Annotated in this window: 11 protein-coding genes; all 11 read left to right on the plus strand. The window is 71.2% G+C overall.

The genetic code is table 11. The features are described from left to right. The first annotated feature begins 40 nt into the window (after positions 1–40). The 11 genes from trpB to ACZ51D_RS27915 all read left to right on the plus strand — a co-directional run bounded on the left by trpB (position 41) and on the right by ACZ51D_RS27915 (position 15,550). Positions 41–1,309 carry a tryptophan synthase subunit beta gene (gene trpB, locus ACZ51D_RS27865; RefSeq protein WP_360510003.1) on the plus strand — a complete coding sequence of 423 codons (1,269 nt, stop codon included), beginning with the start codon at positions 41–43 and terminating at the stop codon, positions 1,307–1,309. 2 nt (positions 1,310–1,311) lie between these two features. Next, on the plus strand, positions 1,312–2,121 hold the full coding sequence (gene trpA, locus ACZ51D_RS27870) for a tryptophan synthase subunit alpha (RefSeq protein WP_465663787.1): 810 nt from the start codon (positions 1,312–1,314) through the stop codon (positions 2,119–2,121). Positions 2,122–2,409: 288 nt separating this feature from the next. Continuing rightward, positions 2,410–2,655 (plus strand): hypothetical protein, encoded by a 246-nt coding sequence (locus ACZ51D_RS27875; protein ID WP_360509887.1) that lies wholly within the window; start codon positions 2,410–2,412, stop codon positions 2,653–2,655. 108 nt (positions 2,656–2,763) lie between these two features. Continuing rightward, the gene (locus tag ACZ51D_RS27880) at positions 2,764–3,312 is read left to right on the plus strand and encodes a MauE/DoxX family redox-associated membrane protein (protein ID WP_465663788.1); all 549 of its coding nucleotides are present in this window, start codon (positions 2,764–2,766) and stop codon (positions 3,310–3,312) included. Between the two features lie 96 nt (positions 3,313–3,408). After that, positions 3,409–4,272: a DsbA family protein gene (locus tag ACZ51D_RS27885; protein WP_465618342.1), complete on the plus strand. Its 864-nt coding sequence runs from the start codon at positions 3,409–3,411 to the stop codon at positions 4,270–4,272. Between the two features lie 120 nt (positions 4,273–4,392). Then, complete coding sequence (lgt, locus tag ACZ51D_RS27890; RefSeq protein WP_465618344.1) at positions 4,393–5,454, plus strand: prolipoprotein diacylglyceryl transferase; 1,062 nt, start codon at positions 4,393–4,395, stop codon at positions 5,452–5,454. A gap of 149 nt (positions 5,455–5,603) precedes the next feature. Further along, complete coding sequence (locus ACZ51D_RS27895) at positions 5,604–6,341, plus strand: VIT1/CCC1 transporter family protein (protein ID WP_465618346.1); 738 nt, start codon at positions 5,604–5,606, stop codon at positions 6,339–6,341. 420 nt (positions 6,342–6,761) lie between these two features. Then, entirely contained in the window at positions 6,762–11,363 is a 4,602-nt protein-coding gene (gene gltB, locus ACZ51D_RS27900) for a glutamate synthase large subunit (RefSeq protein ID WP_465663799.1), read from the plus strand. Beyond that, entirely contained in the window at positions 11,356–12,816 is a 1,461-nt protein-coding gene (locus ACZ51D_RS27905; RefSeq protein WP_465618348.1) for a glutamate synthase subunit beta, read from the plus strand. Before gltB ends, ACZ51D_RS27905 begins: the two co-directional genes overlap by 8 nt. A gap of 349 nt (positions 12,817–13,165) precedes the next feature. Further along, positions 13,166–14,032, plus strand: a complete 867-nt coding sequence (locus ACZ51D_RS27910; RefSeq protein WP_465663789.1) for a helix-turn-helix domain-containing protein — start codon at positions 13,166–13,168, stop codon at positions 14,030–14,032. Between the two features lie 60 nt (positions 14,033–14,092). After that, positions 14,093–15,550 (plus strand): aldehyde dehydrogenase family protein, encoded by a 1,458-nt coding sequence (locus tag ACZ51D_RS27915; RefSeq protein WP_465663790.1) that lies wholly within the window; start codon positions 14,093–14,095, stop codon positions 15,548–15,550. Positions 15,551–15,620: the final 70 nt, after the last annotated feature.

Genomic DNA, 15,620 nt, shown 5'->3' on the forward strand with positions numbered 1-15,620 from the left:
ATCAGACGTCACTGTCGTCCAACTCCCCAAGGGAAACCACATGTCCGAGAAGGACTACCTGCCCGGTGCCCAGGTGCCGGACGCGCGCGGATACTTCGGCGCGTACGGCGGCCGCTTCATCCCCGAGGCGCTGGTCGCCGCGGTCGAGCAGGTCGCCGAGGAGTACGAGAAGGCCAAGACCGACCCGGCCTTCACCGCCGAGCTCGACGCGCTGCTCAAGGACTACACCGGGCGCCCGAGCCCGCTGACCGACGTGCACCGCTTCTCCGCCGAGGCGGGCGGCGCGCGCGTCCTGCTCAAGCGCGAGGACCTCAACCACACCGGCTCGCACAAGATCAACAACGTGCTGGGCCAGGCCCTGCTCACCAAGCGGATGGGCAAGACCCGGATCATCGCCGAGACCGGCGCCGGCCAGCACGGCGTGGCCACCGCCACCGCCTGCGCGCTGTTCGGCTTCGACTGCACCATCTACATGGGCGAGGTCGACACCCAGCGCCAGGCGCTGAACGTCGCCCGGATGCGGATGCTCGGCGCCGAGGTGGTGGCCGTCACGTCCGGCAGCCGCACGCTGAAGGACGCCATCAACGAGGCGTTCCGCGACTGGGTCGCCAACGTGGACTCCACCCACTACCTGTTCGGCACCGTCGCCGGGCCGCACCCGTTCCCGATGATGGTCCGCGACTTCCACCGGGTCATCGGCGTCGAGGCGCGGCAGCAGGTGCTCGACCGGACCGGGCGGCTGCCCGACGCCGTGGTCGCCTGCGTCGGCGGCGGCTCCAACGCGATGGGCATCTTCCACGAGTTCATCCCGGACGCCGGCGTGCGCCTGATCGGCTGCGAGGCGGCCGGCGAGGGCGCCGAGACCCCCCGGCACGCCGCCACCCTCACCAAGGGCGACCCGGGCGTGCTGCACGGCTCCCGCACTTACGTCCTGCAGGACGAGGACGGCCAGACCATCGAGTCGCACTCGATCTCGGCCGGCCTGGACTACCCGGGCGTCGGCCCGGAGCACGCCTGGCTGAAGGACACCGGACGGGCCGAGTACCGCCCGGTCACCGACGACGCCGCGATGCAGGCACTGCGGCTGCTGTCCCGCACCGAGGGCATCATCCCGGCCATCGAGAGCGCCCACGCGCTCGCCGGGGCCCTGGAGCTCGGCCGCGAACTCGGGCCGGAGGCCACCATCCTGGTCTCCCTCTCCGGGCGCGGCGACAAGGACATGCACACCGCCGCCGAGTACTTCGGCCTGTACGACGAGCCGGGCGCCGGTACCGCCGGCGGCGCCGGTTCCGCCCAGGGGGGTAAGTGATCATGGCTACGAAGCTGAGTGACGCCCTGGCGGCCGCCAGGGCCGAGGGGCGCGCCGCGCTGATCGGCTACCTGCCGGCCGGCTTCCCGACCGTCGACGGCGGCATCCGGGCGGTCAACGCGCTGCTGGAGGGCGGCTGCGACGTGGTCGAGGTCGGCCTGCCGCACTCCGACCCGGTGCTGGACGGCGCCGTCATCCAGACCGCCGACGACATCGCGCTGCGCGGCGGCGTGCGGATCAAGGACGTGCTGCGCACCGTCCGGGAGGTCGCGTCCGCGCACCCCGAGGCGGCGGTGCTGGTCATGACGTACTGGAACCCGGTCGACCGCTACGGCGTGGCGCGCTTCGCCGCCGACCTGGCGGCCGCGGGCGGGGCCGGCTGCATCCTGCCGGACCTGCCGGTGGAGGAGTCGCAGGAGTGGCGCAAGGCGGCGGACGAGCACGGGCTGGACACCGTGTTCGTGGTCGCCCCCAGCAGCAAGGACGCGCGGCTGGCCGAGGTCACCGCGGCGGGCAGCGGGTTCGTGTACGCGGCCGCGGTGATGGGCGTGACCGGCACCCGGTCGGCGGTCGGGTCGCTGGCCGAGGACCTGGTCGCGCGCACCCGGGCCACCACGGACCTGCCGGTCTGCGTCGGGCTCGGGGTCTCCGACGCCGGGCAAGCGGCGGAGGTCGCGCGGTTCGCGGACGGCGTGATCGTCGGTTCGGCGTTCGTGAAGCGGATCCTCGAAGCGGGCGACGACGAGGCGGCGGCACTGGACGCCGTGCGCGCGCTGGCCGGGGAACTGGCGGCGGGCGTGCGGAGGCGCTGACACTCGGTCGGAACGGTCGATCGACGGCCCGCCACTCCCCGGGGAGTGGCGGGCCGTCGGCGTCGGGGCTGTCGGCGTCGGGCGGGACGGGTCGAGGCGGGGGCCGTCGGCTGAGGGCGGGACGGCGCGGCGCGGCGCGGGTCGGGACGGGTCGGCGCCGGGCGCGTCGACTTCGGGGTGGCCCCGAACGAGTGAACAGCGGCGGCGACACGCATCAGCGGGGGTTGACGGGCGTTGAGTGGAGGGACGAGTGCACGGAGGCAGCGGAGCGAGCGAAGGGGTGAGCCGGTGCGGGGTTTTCATCGGGCCGTTCTGCTGCGGGCGGCGGCGGCCGCACTGGCTCTCGGCGCCGCCGTCGGGGCGCACACCGAGGTGGGGCAGGCGCTGGCCAAGCGGGGTGCCGAGCGGGCGGAGCGGGAGGCGGTCGCGTGTGCCGAGGCGGCCCGCTGGGACGCCGCCGAGCGGGCCGGCCGCACGCAGCACGAGGGGCGTCCGGACCTGTTCGACCCGGGGCGGATGCCGGGGTGCCGCTGACGTACGGGTGTTCGCCGGATTCGGACAGACCGTCATCTAACGTCACCCATAGGGCTTAATTCCTGAATACGGAGGAACCCCCCTTCATCCCTTACGGTTCATCAGGAAGTGAACGAGTTTCCCGAGGGGGGTTCCCTGATGGCCGGCCCGGCAGCACAGTCCGGTGACCCGGCACCCACGCCGTCGGCGCGTCGGCCGGTGCCGGCCTGGAGCGACTGGCTGGGCACGGCCGCACGGCTCGGCCTCGCGGTGGTCTGGGGCTGGGCCGGACTGGCCAAGATCGCCGACCCGGCGGAGGCCGCCCAGGCCGTGCGCGCCTACGAGATCCTGCCCGAGAGTCTGGTCAAGCCGATCGGCTACGGCCTGCCCTTCCTGGAGCTGGCGCTCGCGCTGCTGCTGGTGATCGGGCTCGGCGTCCGGCTGGTCGCCGGGGTCTCCGCGCTGCTGCTGCTCGTCTTCATCGCCGGGATCTCCTCCGCCTGGGCGCGCGGCATCTCGATCGACTGCGGCTGCTTCGGCGGCGGCGGGCACGTCGACGAATCCCAGACGGCGTACCTACAGGAGATCCTGCGCGACACCGGGTTCCTCCTGCTGGCCGGGTGGCTGCTGTGGCGGCCCCGTACCCGGTTCTCGGTGGACGGCTGGCTGGCGAGCTGACCCTCCGGCCCCACCGGACCCCCCACCGCTGCACCCCCACCCCGCACCCCCACCCCTGCACCCGACGAAGGCTCCCCGACCGTGGATGTCAAGGCAATGAGCGAGAAGAACCGAGAAGGCAAGCGCACCGCCCGCGAGCGGATGCTGGAGCAGCGGGCGGCCGACGAGGCCTCCTCCCGGCGCAAGAAGAAGCTGATCGTGGGCGGCGCCGTGCTCGCGGTGATCGCCGCCGCCGTGATCGCCGGCGTCGTGGTGCAGAACGAGCGCTCCAAGCCGGAGACCCCGACCGCCGCCCCGGCCGGGACCATCGGCGACAAGAACCTCGTCATCCCGGTCGGCGCGGGCAACGCGCCCGCCGTCCTCACCGTCTACGAGGACCCGCGCTGCCCCGCCTGCGGCGCCTTCGAGCGGGAGTTCTCGGCGACCGTCGACCAGCTCGAGGACGCCGGCAAGGTCTACACCAACTACCACATCGTGTCGTTCATCGACCGGGCCGTGCCGGGCAAGGGCTCCAAGGCCGGCGCCAACGCGCTCGCCTGTGCCCAGGACGCCGGGCACTTCCGGGACTACCACGACGTGCTGTACCGCAACCAGCCGGACGAGACCAGCGACGCCTTCGGCAACAAGGCCGTCCTGCTGAACCTGGCCAAGCAGGTCAACGGGCTGGACACGCCTGAGTTCCAGGCCTGCGTCAACGACAACAAGTACGGCGGGTGGGTGTCCTCGGTACAGCAGGACTTCGACAAGTCCAGCTACAAGTCCACCCCGACCGTGCTGCTCAACGGCCAGCCGATCTACCCCAAGAACGGCAACGACGAGATCACCCCGGAGAACCTGGTGAAGTGGGTGGACGCCGCCAACCAGGGCAAGCAACTGGGCACGGCGGGCTCGCACGGGCAGACCCCGGCGCCGACCAGCGGCGCCTCGGAGGCCAACAACCCGTCGCCGAACGCCGGCTGACCCCCGCACCCGGCCGCCGCGCCCTCCCCGTCCGGAGGGGGCGGCGGCCGCTGTTGTTCGGTTTCTGTGACCCGGGGGGTGTCGGACGGGGGCCGTCGACCCTGTAGCGTCGGAACTGCCATGGATATCGCCTACATTCCCAGCCCGTCGCGGGGCGTCCTCCACCTCGGACCCATCCCGCTGCGCGCCTACGCCTTCTGCATCATCCTCGGTGTCGTCGTCGCCGTCTGGCTCGGCAGCAAGCGCTGGGTCGCCCGGGGCGGTGGTAAGCACACGGTCGGCGACATCGCCGTGTGGGCCGTGCCGTTCGGACTCGTCGGCGGCCGCCTCTACCACGTGATCACCGATGGCGGCCGGCTGTACTTCGGTGAGGGGAAGAACCCCTGGGACGCCCTCAAGATCTGGGAGGGCGGCCTCGGGATCTGGGGCGCGATCGCGCTGGGCGCGGTCGGCGCCTGGATCGGCGCCCGCCGCCGGGGCGTGCCGCTGCCCGCGTACGCCGACGCCATCGCACCGGGCATCGCCCTCGCGCAGGCGATGGGCCGCTGGGGCAACTACTTCAACCAGGAGCTGTACGGCCGCGAGACCACGCTGCCCTGGGGCCTGAAGATCCACAAGGTGCTGCCGGACGGCACGGTCGTGGACGGCGTCTACCACCCGACCTTCCTGTACGAGTCGCTTTGGTGCGTCGGCGTCGCGCTGCTGGTGATCTGGGCGGACCGCCGGTTCACGCTGGGCCACGGCCGGGCCTTCGCGCTGTACGTGGCCGCGTACACCGTGGGCCGGTTCTGGACCGAGTGGCTGCGGATCGACGAGGCGCACGTCTACTTCGGCCTGCGCCTGAACGACTGGGTGTCCATCGCGGTGTTCCTGGGCGCCGTGGCGTACCTGGTGATCGTCGGCAAGAAGCGGCCCGGCCGGGAGGACCCGGCGAGCATCGACCCGGGCGCGCAGCTGGAGATGGAGGGCCACGACGGCACGGCGGGCGGCACGGCGGACGCCACGTCGGATGCCAAGGCCGAGCGGAAGGCCGGCGCCGTGGGCGAGCAGAAGGCCGACGCCAAGGCCGGGAAGGACGCGGACGGGAAGAAGCCGTCCCGGTCCGTGGACGAAAAGCCGGCCGCCGAGCCGACTGCCGTGATCGCCGAGAAGGCCGGCGAGGACGCCAAGAACCCGATCTGACCTGGGACTTCCCCCCGGCTGAGGCCACCCTTCGCGAGGCTTGCGAAGGGTGGCCTCAGTGCTGTTCGGACAGCCTTACTTTGCTGGAAATGCCCAGGTCAGGCGGGCTACGTTCAAGGCGGACGAACGACGACGGAGGGGAAGAGACGATGACTGTGACCACCCTGGAGCCCGATGCCGGACACCAGCCCCGGATACCCGCGGCCGGTCACCACCGGGACGTCAACGGCGGCTGGCTGCGCCCGGCGGTGTTCGGCGCGGTGGACGGGCTGGTGTCCAACTTCGCGCTGATGACCGGTGTGGTCGGCGGCGCGGTGTCCAACGGCACGGTGATCCTGACCGGGCTGGCGGGCCTGGCGGCCGGTGCCTGCTCGATGGCGGCGGGGGAGTACACCTCGGTGGCCTCGCAGCGGGAGCTGGTGCAGGCCGAGATCGAGGCCGAGCGGCTGGAACTGAGCCGCAACCCGCACGGCGAGCTGGCCGAGCTGGCCCAGCTGTACGTCTCGCGCGGGGTGGACCCGGAGCTCGCCCACGAGGTGGCCCGGCAGCTGTCCGCCGACCCGGAGCTGGCCCTGGAGGTGCACGCCCGCGAGGAGCTGGGCGTCGACCCCACCGACCTGCCCTCGCCGCTGGTCGCGGCCGGGTCCTCGTTCCTGTGCTTCGCGCTCGGCGCGCTGCTGCCGCTGCTGCCGTACCTGCTGGGCGCGACCTCGCTGCTGCCGGCCCTGGTGCTGGCGGGGGCCGGACTGTTCCTGTGCGGCGCGGTGGTGGCCCGGGTGACGGCGCGCAGCTGGTGGTTCAGCGGACTGCGGCAGCTGGTGCTGGGCGGGGCGGCGGCCGGGGTGACCTACCTGCTCGGCCTGTTGATCGGCGGGCATGTGGGATGACCCAGAACTGTGCATGATTATGCTGGGCAGCGCGTGACGTTTCACACATGGGCGTCGCGTAGCGCCTGGCCTAGTCTCATCATCCGGGCCTCGGCGCCGCGGATTCGCATCCGTGGACGGGCCCCCGGGATGGATTCGCAGGCGGCCATGATCGGCCTCTGTGGCGATCCGGTTTCGCCCCTGTTTCGGGCCGCGGAGGGTTGGGCACAATCGTCGGGACGCGCACTGTGGCGCGTCCTTCTTCCCACACCCCCTGACCTGCGGCTCGTCCCGCCATGTGGACGGGATATTCCGCTTCTCGGGATCCTGGGCATCATGTAACTTGCACGACACCGCACCACCGCATCAGGGCCAACGTCGTCCCTACTTGCACCAACTTGCCGAAAGACGACGACGGGAGAGCCGATGCTGCCTGCATCCATGCACTCCGCCAACGAGCCCCAGGCCGGCGCCGCCCGCCAGCCGTACGCGCTCGTGCCGGATGCGCGACCTGCTGCTCAGGGCCTGTACGACCCGCGAAACGAGCACGATGCCTGTGGCGTCGGTTTCGTCGCCACGCTGACCGGCATCGCCGACCACACCATCGTCGAGCAGGCGCTGAACGTCCTGCGCAACCTGGAGCACCGCGGCGCCACCGGCGCCGAGCCGGACTCCGGTGACGGCGCGGGCATCCTGACCCAGGTCCCCGACGCCTTCCTGCGCGGCAAGGTCGACTTCGAGCTCCCGGCAGCCGGCTCCTACGCCGTCGGCATCGCCTTCCTGCCCGACAACGACGACGAGGACGCCGCCGCCGTCGCCCGGATCGAGGGCATCGCCGCCGAGGAGGGCCTCACCGTCCTCGGCTGGCGCGACGTCCCGGTCACCCCGGACCTGCTCGGCGCCACCGCCCGCAGCGTCATGCCGCGCTTCCGCCAGATCCTGCTGTCGCACGGCGAGAGGGCCGGCATCGAGCTGGACCGGATCGCCTTCGTGGTCCGCAAGCGGGCCGAGCGCGAGGCCGGGGTCTACTTCCCGTCGCTGTCCGCGCGCACCATCGTCTACAAGGGCATGCTGACCACCGGCCAGCTGGAACCCTTCTTCCCCGACCTGTCGGACCGCACCTACGCGTCCGCGCTCGGCCTGGTGCACTCGCGGTTCTCCACCAACACCTTCCCGAGCTGGCCGCTCGCCCACCCGTACCGCTTCGTCGCCCACAACGGCGAGATCAACACGGTCAAGGGCAACCGCAACTGGATGAGCGCCCGCGAGTCCCAGCTCGCCACCGACCTGATCCCCGGCGACCTGTCGCGGATCTTCCCCGTCTGCACCCCGGACCACTCCGACTCCGCCTCCTTCGACGAGGTCCTGGAGCTGCTCCACCTCGGCGGCCGCTCGCTGCCGCACTCGGTGCTGATGATGATCCCGGAGGCGTGGGAGAACCACGCCACCATGGACCCGGCCCGCCGCGCCTTCTACCAGTACCACTCCAACCTGATGGAGCCCTGGGACGGCCCGGCCTGCGTCACCTTCACCGACGGCACCCAGATCGGCGCCGTGCTCGACCGCAACGGCCTGCGCCCCGCCCGGTACTGGATCACCGAAGACGGCCTCGTCGTCCTCTCCTCCGAGGTCGGCGTCCTCGACATCGACCAGGAGAAGGTCACCAAGAAGGGCCGGCTGCAGCCCGGCCGGATGTTCCTGATCGACACCCTCGAAGGCCGCATCGTCGAGGACGAGGAGATCAAGTCCGCCCTCGCCGCCGAACACCCCTACGAGGAGTGGATCGGCGCCGGACAGATCCAGCTCGCCAAGCTGCCCGAGCGCGAGCACATCGCCCACACCCACGCCTCCGTCACCCGCCGCCAGCAGACCTTCGGCTACACCGAGGAGGAACTGCGCGTCATCCTCGCGCCGATGGCCCGCACCGGCGGCGAAGCGCTCGGCTCGATGGGCACCGACTCGCCGATCGCCGCGCTGAGCGAGAAGCCGCGCCTGCTGTTCGACTACTTCGTGCAGCTCTTCGCGCAGGTCACCAACCCGCCGCTGGACGCCATCCGCGAGGAACTCGTCACCTCGCTGCTCTCCAACCTCGGCCCGGAAGGCAACCTGCTGGCCGCCGAGGCCTCCGCCTGCCGCTCGGTCGGCATCACCTTCCCGGTGATCGACAACGACGAGCTGGCCAAGCTCGTCCACATCAACGCCGACGGCGACCAGCCCGGCCTCAAGGCCGTCACGCTCTCCGGCCTCTACAAGGTCGCCACCGGCGGCGAGGGCTTGGCCTCCCGCCTCGCCGAGATAGCCGCCGAAGCCGACGCCGCGATCGCCGACGGCGCCCGGATCATCGTGCTCTCCGACCGGCACTCCGACGCCGAGCACGCCCCGATCCCCTCGCTGCTGCTCACCTCCGCGATCCACCACCACCTCATCCGCACCAAGCAGCGCACCCAGGTGTCGCTGCTGGTCGAGGCCGGCGACGTCCGCGAGGTGCACCACGTCGCGCTGCTGATCGGCTACGGCGCGGGCGCGGTCAACCCGTACCTGGCCATGGAGTCCGTCGAGGACCTCGTCGCGCAAGGCACGTTCCTGAATCAGCGGGGCATCGAGGGCGTCGAGCCCGAGAAGGCCATCAAGAACCTGATCAAGGCGCTCGGCAAGGGCGTGCTCAAGGTCATGTCCAAGATGGGCATCTCCACCGTCGGCTCCTACCGCGGCGCCCAGGTCTTCGAGGCCATCGGCCTCTCCCAGGACCTGGTCGACGGCTACTTCGCCGGCACCACCACCAAGCTCGGCGGCATCGGCCTGGACGAGATCGCCCGCGAGACCGCCGCCCGGCACGCCAAGGCGTACCCGGCCTCCGGCATCCCGGCCGCGCACCGCGCCCTGGAGATCGGCGGCGAGTACCAGTGGCGCCGCGAGGGCGAGCCGCACCTGTTCGACCCGGACACCGTCTTCCGGCTGCAGCACTCCACCCGCAACCGCCGGTACGACATCTTCAAGCAGTACACGGACCGGGTGAACGAGCAGTCCTCCCGCCTGATGACGCTGCGCGGCCTCTTCCAGCTGGACGGCCTCGACCGCGAGCCGATCCCGGTCGAGGAGGTCGAGCCGGTCTCCGAGATCGTCAAGCGCTTCTCCACCGGCGCCATGTCCTACGGCTCCATCTCGATGGAGGCGCACGAGACGCTGGCCATCGCGATGAACCGCCTCGGCGGCAAGTCCAACACCGGCGAGGGCGGCGAGGACCCGGAGCGCCTGTACGACCCGGAGCGCCGCTCCGCGATCAAGCAGGTCGCCTCCGGCCGCTTCGGCGTCACCTCCGAGTACCTGGTCAACGCGGACGACATCCAGATCAAGATGGCCCAGGGCGCCAAGCCCGGCGAGGGCGGCCAGCTGCCCGGCCACAAGGTGTACCCGTGGGTCGCCAAGACCCGGCACTCCACCCCGGGCGTCGGCCTCATCTCGCCGCCGCCGCACCACGACATCTACTCGATCGAGGACCTGGCACAGCTGATCCACGACCTCAAGAACGCCAACCCGGCGGCCCGCATCCACGTGAAGCTGGTCTCCGAGGTCGGCGTCGGAACGGTCGCGGCCGGCGTGTCCAAGGCACACGCCGACGTGGTCCTGGTCTCCGGCCACGACGGCGGCACCGGCGCCTCGCCGCTCACCTCGCTGAAGCACGCCGGCGGCCCCTGGGAGCTCGGCCTCGCCGAGACCCAGCAGACCCTGCTCCTCAACGGGCTGCGCGACCGCATCGTCGTCCAGACCGACGGCCAGCTGAAGACCGGCCGCGACGTCGTCATCGCCGCGCTCCTCGGCGCCGAGGAATTCGGCTTCGCGACCGCCCCGCTCGTCGTCTCCGGCTGCATCATGATGCGCGTCTGCCACCTGGACACCTGCCCGGTCGGCGTCGCCACCCAGAACCCGGTGCTGCGCGACCGGTTCTCCGGCAAGCCCGAATTCGTCGTCAACTTCTTCGAGTTCATCGCCGAGGAGGTCCGGGAGATCCTGGCCTCGCTGGGCTTCCGCTCCATCGAGGAAGCCGTCGGCCACGCCGAGCACATCAACGCCCAGGCCGCGATCGACCACTGGAAGGCCGCCGGGCTCGACCTGGCCCCGCTCTTCCACGTGCCGGCCCTGCCCGAGGGCGCGGCCCGCCACTGCACCACCACCCAGGACCACGCGCTCGACAAGGCCCTGGACAACCAGCTCATCACGCTCGCCGAGGACGCCTTGGAGCGCGGCGACGCCGTCCGCATCCAGCTGCCCATCCGCAACGTCAACCGCACCGTCGGCACCATGCTCGGCCACGAGGTGACCAAGCGGTACCGCGGCGAAGGCCTGCCGGAAGGGACCATCGACGTCACCTTCACCGGCTCCGCCGGACAGTCCTTCGGCGCCTTCCTGCCCCGCGGCGTCACGCTGCGCCTGGAAGGCGACGCCAACGACTACGTCGGCAAGGGCCTCTCGGGCGGCGTCGTGATCGTCCGCCCGGCCCGCGACGCCGCCGCGATCGGCGCCGACGCGCAGAACCACGTCATCGCCGGCAACACCATCGGCTACGGCGCCACCGGCGGCCGGATCCACCTGCGCGGCAAGGCCGGCGAGCGCTTCGCCGTCCGCAACTCCGGCGCCACCCTGGTCGTCGAAGGCGTCGGCGACCACGGCCTGGAGTACATGACCGGCGGCCGGGTCGTCATCATCGGCGAGACCGGACGCAACCTCGCGGCGGGCATGTCCGGCGGCATCGCGTACGTCCTGGACCTGCGCCCCGCCAACGTCAACGACGGCATGGTGGGCATCGAAGCCCCCACCGCCGCCGACCGCGACTGGCTGCGCGAGACCGTGCAGCAGCACTACGAGGAGACCGGCTCCACCGTCGCCGCCGAACTCCTGGCCGACTGGGGCAGCGGAGTCTCCCGCTTCTCCAAGATCATGCCGACCGACTACAAGGCAGTGCTCGCCGCCAAGGACGCCGCCGAGCGCGATGGCCTCTCCGAGGCCGAGACCACTCGCAAGATGATGGAGGCGGCACATGGCTGACCCCAAGGGCTTCCTGACCACGCCCAAGCAGCTGGCCGAGCGCCGCCCCGTGGACGTCCGTCTGCGGGACTGGAACGAGGTCTACGTCGAGCGCAGCCTCCTGCCGATCATCACCAAGCAGGCCGGCCGCTGCATGGACTGCGGCATCCCGTTCTGCCACAACGGCTGCCCGCTCGGAAACCTCATCCCCGAGTGGAACGACCTCGCCTACCGGGACGACTTCGTCGGCGCGATCGAGCGGCTGCACGCCACCAACAACTTCCCGGAGTTCACGGGCCGCCTCTGCCCCGCGCCGTGCGAGTCCGCGTGCGTCCTCGGCATCAACCAGGACGCGGTGACCATCAAGAACGTCGAGGTCACCATCATCGACAAGGCCTGGGACCGCGGCGGCGTCACCCCGCAGGTGCCGGAGCGCCTGTCCGGCAAGACCGTCGCCGTCGTCGGCTCCGGCCCGGCCGGCCTCGCCGCCGCCCAGCAGCTCACCCGCGCCGGGCACACCGTCGTCGTGTACGAGCGCGCCGACCGCATCGGCGGACTGCTGCGCTACGGCATCCCCGAGTTCAAGATGGAGAAGCGCCACATCAACCGCCGCATCGAGCAGATGCGCGCGGAAGGCACCCGGTTCCGCACCGGCGTGCACGTCGGCGAGGACATCACCGGGCAGCAGCTGCGCGAGCGCTTCGACGCCGTCGTCGTCGCGGCCGGCGCCACCACCGCCCGCGACCTGCCGGTGCCCGGGCGCGAGCTCAAGGGCGTCTACCAGGCCATGGAGTACCTGCCGCTGGCCAACAAGGTGCAGGAAGGCGACTTCGTCGAATCGCCGGTCAGCGCCAAGGGCAAGCACGTCGTGGTCATCGGCGGCGGCGACACCGGCGCGGACTGCGTCGGCACCGCCCACCGGCAGGGCGCCGCCTCCGTCACCCAGCTCGAGATCATGCCGCGCCCCGGCGAGGACCGGCCCGGACACCAGCCGTGGCCGACCATGCCCATGACGTACAAGGTCACCTCCGCCCACGAGGAGGGCGGCGAGCGGATCTACTCCGTCAACACCACCCACTTCACCGGCGACGAGGACGGCAACGTCCAGGAACTGCACCTCGTCGAGGTCGAGTTCAAGGACGGCCGGTTCGAGCCCGTGCCGGGCACCGAACGGGCCATCCCCGCGCAGCTCGTCACCCTCGCCATGGGCTTCACCGGCACCGACGTCAAGAACGGGCTGGTCGAGCAGCTGGGAGCCGACCTCGACGCGCGAGGTAACATTGCCCGCGACGGCCGGTTCGCCACCAATGTCGATGGCGTGTACGTCTGCGGAGACGCCGGCCGAGGCCAGTCGCTGATCGTCTGGGCCATCGCGGAAGGCCGTTCGGCCGCTGCCGCGGTGGACACGTACCTGGGCGGCAAGACCCCGCTTCCCGCCCCGATCCGGCCCACGGACCGCCCCCTGGTGGTCTGACGATCCGACCGGCCCCCGAACCCCCGGCGCCGCATCGCCGGGAGCTCAACCCGCTGCCCCCGCCAGCGTCGCCGGGCCAACGCGGTCTCCTGGCGCCTGCCCTCTTCCCCGACCAGTTGGAGGGCGGGCGCCGTCGCGTTTTCCGGGAGGTTTTCCGGGGGGTGCCGGGCAGGGGAACCGGTGGGTGCCGCCGTTTTTTCGTCCGCACACCGAGGGTTGGCTCACAGCGGAACCACAGGCTTCTCCCAGGGACCGGAAAGCCTCCCGGGACGGGCTGTTGTTCGTCGGTGCCAGGTGGCAGACTGCCGCCGACGGCCGGGGGGCTGCGCGAGTGCGGAGGGTGACTTCGATGGGCACGACTCAGGCAGGCGGGGGCGCGACGGTACGACGCCTCATGCTCGGCACCCAGCTGCGCAAGCTCCGTGAGGCCAGAGGCGTCAGCCGGGAGGAAGCCGGGTACTCGATCCGCGCCTCCGAATCCAAGATCAGCCGGATGGAACTCGGCCGCGTCGGCTTCAAGGAACGCGACGTCGCCGACCTGCTGACCCTCTACGGCGTCGACGCCGAACAGGAACGCGCCACCGTCCTCGGACTGGTCCGCGACGCCAACGCCAACTCCTGGTGGCACGAATACGGCGACGTACTGCCCGGCTGGTTCCAGAACTACCTCGGGCTCGAGGAATCCGCCGCCGAGATCCGCAGCTACGAGGTCCAGTTCGTCCACGGGCTGCTGCAGACCGCCGACTACGCCCGCGCCGTCGTCACCGCCGGCTGCCACGACCACGGGGCCGAGGAGATCGAACGCCGGGTCGACGTACGCCTCAAGCGCCAGGCCGTACTCACCGGCGAACGCGCACCGCAGCTCGTCGCCGTACTGGACGAAGCCGCACTGCGCCGCCCCTGGGGCGGACCCGAACTGATGCGGGCCCAGCTCGACCGGCTGCTGGAACTCGGCGAACTGCCCAACGTACGGCTGCAGGTACTGCCCTTCGGCAACGCCGGACTGGCGGCCGAGAGCGGCGCCTTCACCGTGCTCGGCTTCGCCGAACCGGAACTCTCCGACGTCGTCTACCTCGAGCAGTTCACCACCGCGCTCTACCTCGACAAACCCGCCGAGGTCACCGAGTACCGGCACGCCATGGACGACCTGGTCGCCGACAGCCTCGACCCGGCGCGGACCCGGGACTTGTTGCACGCGGTACGCCAGGAGCTGTAACACATCAGTACGATGATGCCCCATCAGGGCGGTGCATGATCGGTGCATGAGAGGGATCAGATGTCGTACTTCTCCGAGTTGGCGCTGCAGTACATCGACGGCGAATGGTGCAGCGGCAGCGGCTCCTGGGACATCGTCGACGTCGACCCCTACACCGGCGACAAGCTCGCCACCATCACCGTCGCCACCACCGCCGAAGTCGACCGCGCCTACCGCGCCGCCGAACGCGTCCAGAAGGGGTGGGCCGCCGACAACCCCTACCAGCGCCGACTGGTCTTCGAACGCGCGCTGCGCCTGATCGAGGAACGCGAACCCGAGATCGTCGCGGCGATCATGACCGAGCTCGGCGGCACCGCACTCAAGGCCGGCTTCGAGCTCTCCCTGGTCAAGGACCTGCTGCGGGAGTGCCTGCACCTGTCGGTGGCCGCCGAGGGCCGACTGCTGCCCTCGCCCGCCCAGGGCAAGGAGAACCGGCTCTACCGGCTGCCCGTCGGCGTCGTCGGCGTGATCAGCCCGTTCAACTTCCCGCTGTTCCTGGCGCTCAAGGCGGTCGCCCCGGCGCTCGCCCTCGGCAACGGCGTGGTGCTCAAGCCGCACCAGGAGACCCCCGTCGTCGGCGGCGGCCTGATCGCGAAGATCTTCGAGGACGCGGGCCTGCCGCCCGGCCTGCTGAACGTCGTGATCACCGACATCGCCGAGATCGGCGACAGCTTCATCGAACACCCGGTGCCCAAGGTGATCTCCTTCACCGGCTCCGACAAGGTCGGCCGGCACGTCGGCACCGTCGCCGCCGCCCACTTCAAGCGCTCGGTCCTGGAACTCGGCGGCAACAGCGCGCTGATCGTGCTCGACGACGCCGACCTCGACTACGCCGTCGACGCCGCGGTGTTCAGCCGCTTCGTCCACCAGGGCCAGGTCTGCATGTCCGCCAACCGCATCCTGGTGGACCGCGCCGTCGAGGCCGAGTTCACCGAGAAGTTCGTCGCCAAGGTCGCCTCGCTCACCGTCGGCGACCCGAAGGACCCGGCCACCCACATCGGCCCGCTGATCAACCCCGTCCAGGCCGACACCCTCTCCGCCCAGATCGACCAGGCGGTCGCCGCCGGCGCCACCGCGCTGCTGCGCGGCACCACCACCGGCAGCCTGATGGCACCGACCGTGCTCACCGGCCTCGCCGAGGACGCGCCGATCCTGCAGCGCGAGCTGTTCGGCCCGGTCGCCCTGGTGGTGCCCTTCGACGGCGAGGACGAGGCCGTACGCATGGCCAACAACACGCCGTTCGGACTCAGCGGCGCGGTGCACACCGCCGACCTCGAGCGCGGCGTGCGGCTCGCCCAGCGGATCGAGACCGGCATGATCCACGTCAACGGCGCGACCATCGCGGACGAGCCGGGAGTGCCCTTCGGCGGGGAGAAGAACTCCGGTGTCGGGCGGCTCAACGGGGAGTCCACGGTGGACGCCTTCACCACGCTGAAGTGGATCTCGGTGCAGCACGGGCGGGCGGCGTTCCCGTTCTAGCCCTTGTGGCTACGCGCGAGGCCTCGTGCGTGGGTTCTTGTGAGGCCTCGCGCGTGGGCTCTTGTGAGGC

The sequence above is a fragment of the Kitasatospora sp. NPDC033851 genome, from assembly GCF_055576085.1.

Excerpts from the sequence above, each read along its gene's own strand:
- ACZ51D_RS27885 (WP_465618342.1), top strand. The coding sequence starts at position 3,409 with ATGAGCGAGAAGAACCGAGAAGGCAAGCGCACCGCCCGCGAGCGGATG.
- trpB (WP_360510003.1), top strand. The coding sequence starts at position 41 with ATGTCCGAGAAGGACTACCTGCCCGGTGCCCAGGTGCCGGACGCGCGC.
- ACZ51D_RS27905 (WP_465618348.1), top strand. The coding sequence starts at position 11,356 with ATGGCTGACCCCAAGGGCTTCCTGACCACGCCCAAGCAGCTGGCCGAG.
- ACZ51D_RS27915 (WP_465663790.1), top strand. The coding sequence starts at position 14,093 with ATGTCGTACTTCTCCGAGTTGGCGCTGCAGTACATCGACGGCGAATGG.
- ACZ51D_RS27895 (WP_465618346.1), top strand. The coding sequence starts at position 5,604 with ATGACTGTGACCACCCTGGAGCCCGATGCCGGACACCAGCCCCGGATA.
- gltB (WP_465663799.1), top strand. The coding sequence starts at position 6,762 with ATGCACTCCGCCAACGAGCCCCAGGCCGGCGCCGCCCGCCAGCCGTAC.
- lgt (WP_465618344.1), top strand. The coding sequence starts at position 4,393 with ATGGATATCGCCTACATTCCCAGCCCGTCGCGGGGCGTCCTCCACCTC.
- ACZ51D_RS27910 (WP_465663789.1), top strand. The coding sequence starts at position 13,166 with ATGGGCACGACTCAGGCAGGCGGGGGCGCGACGGTACGACGCCTCATG.
- trpA (WP_465663787.1), top strand. The coding sequence starts at position 1,312 with ATGGCTACGAAGCTGAGTGACGCCCTGGCGGCCGCCAGGGCCGAGGGG.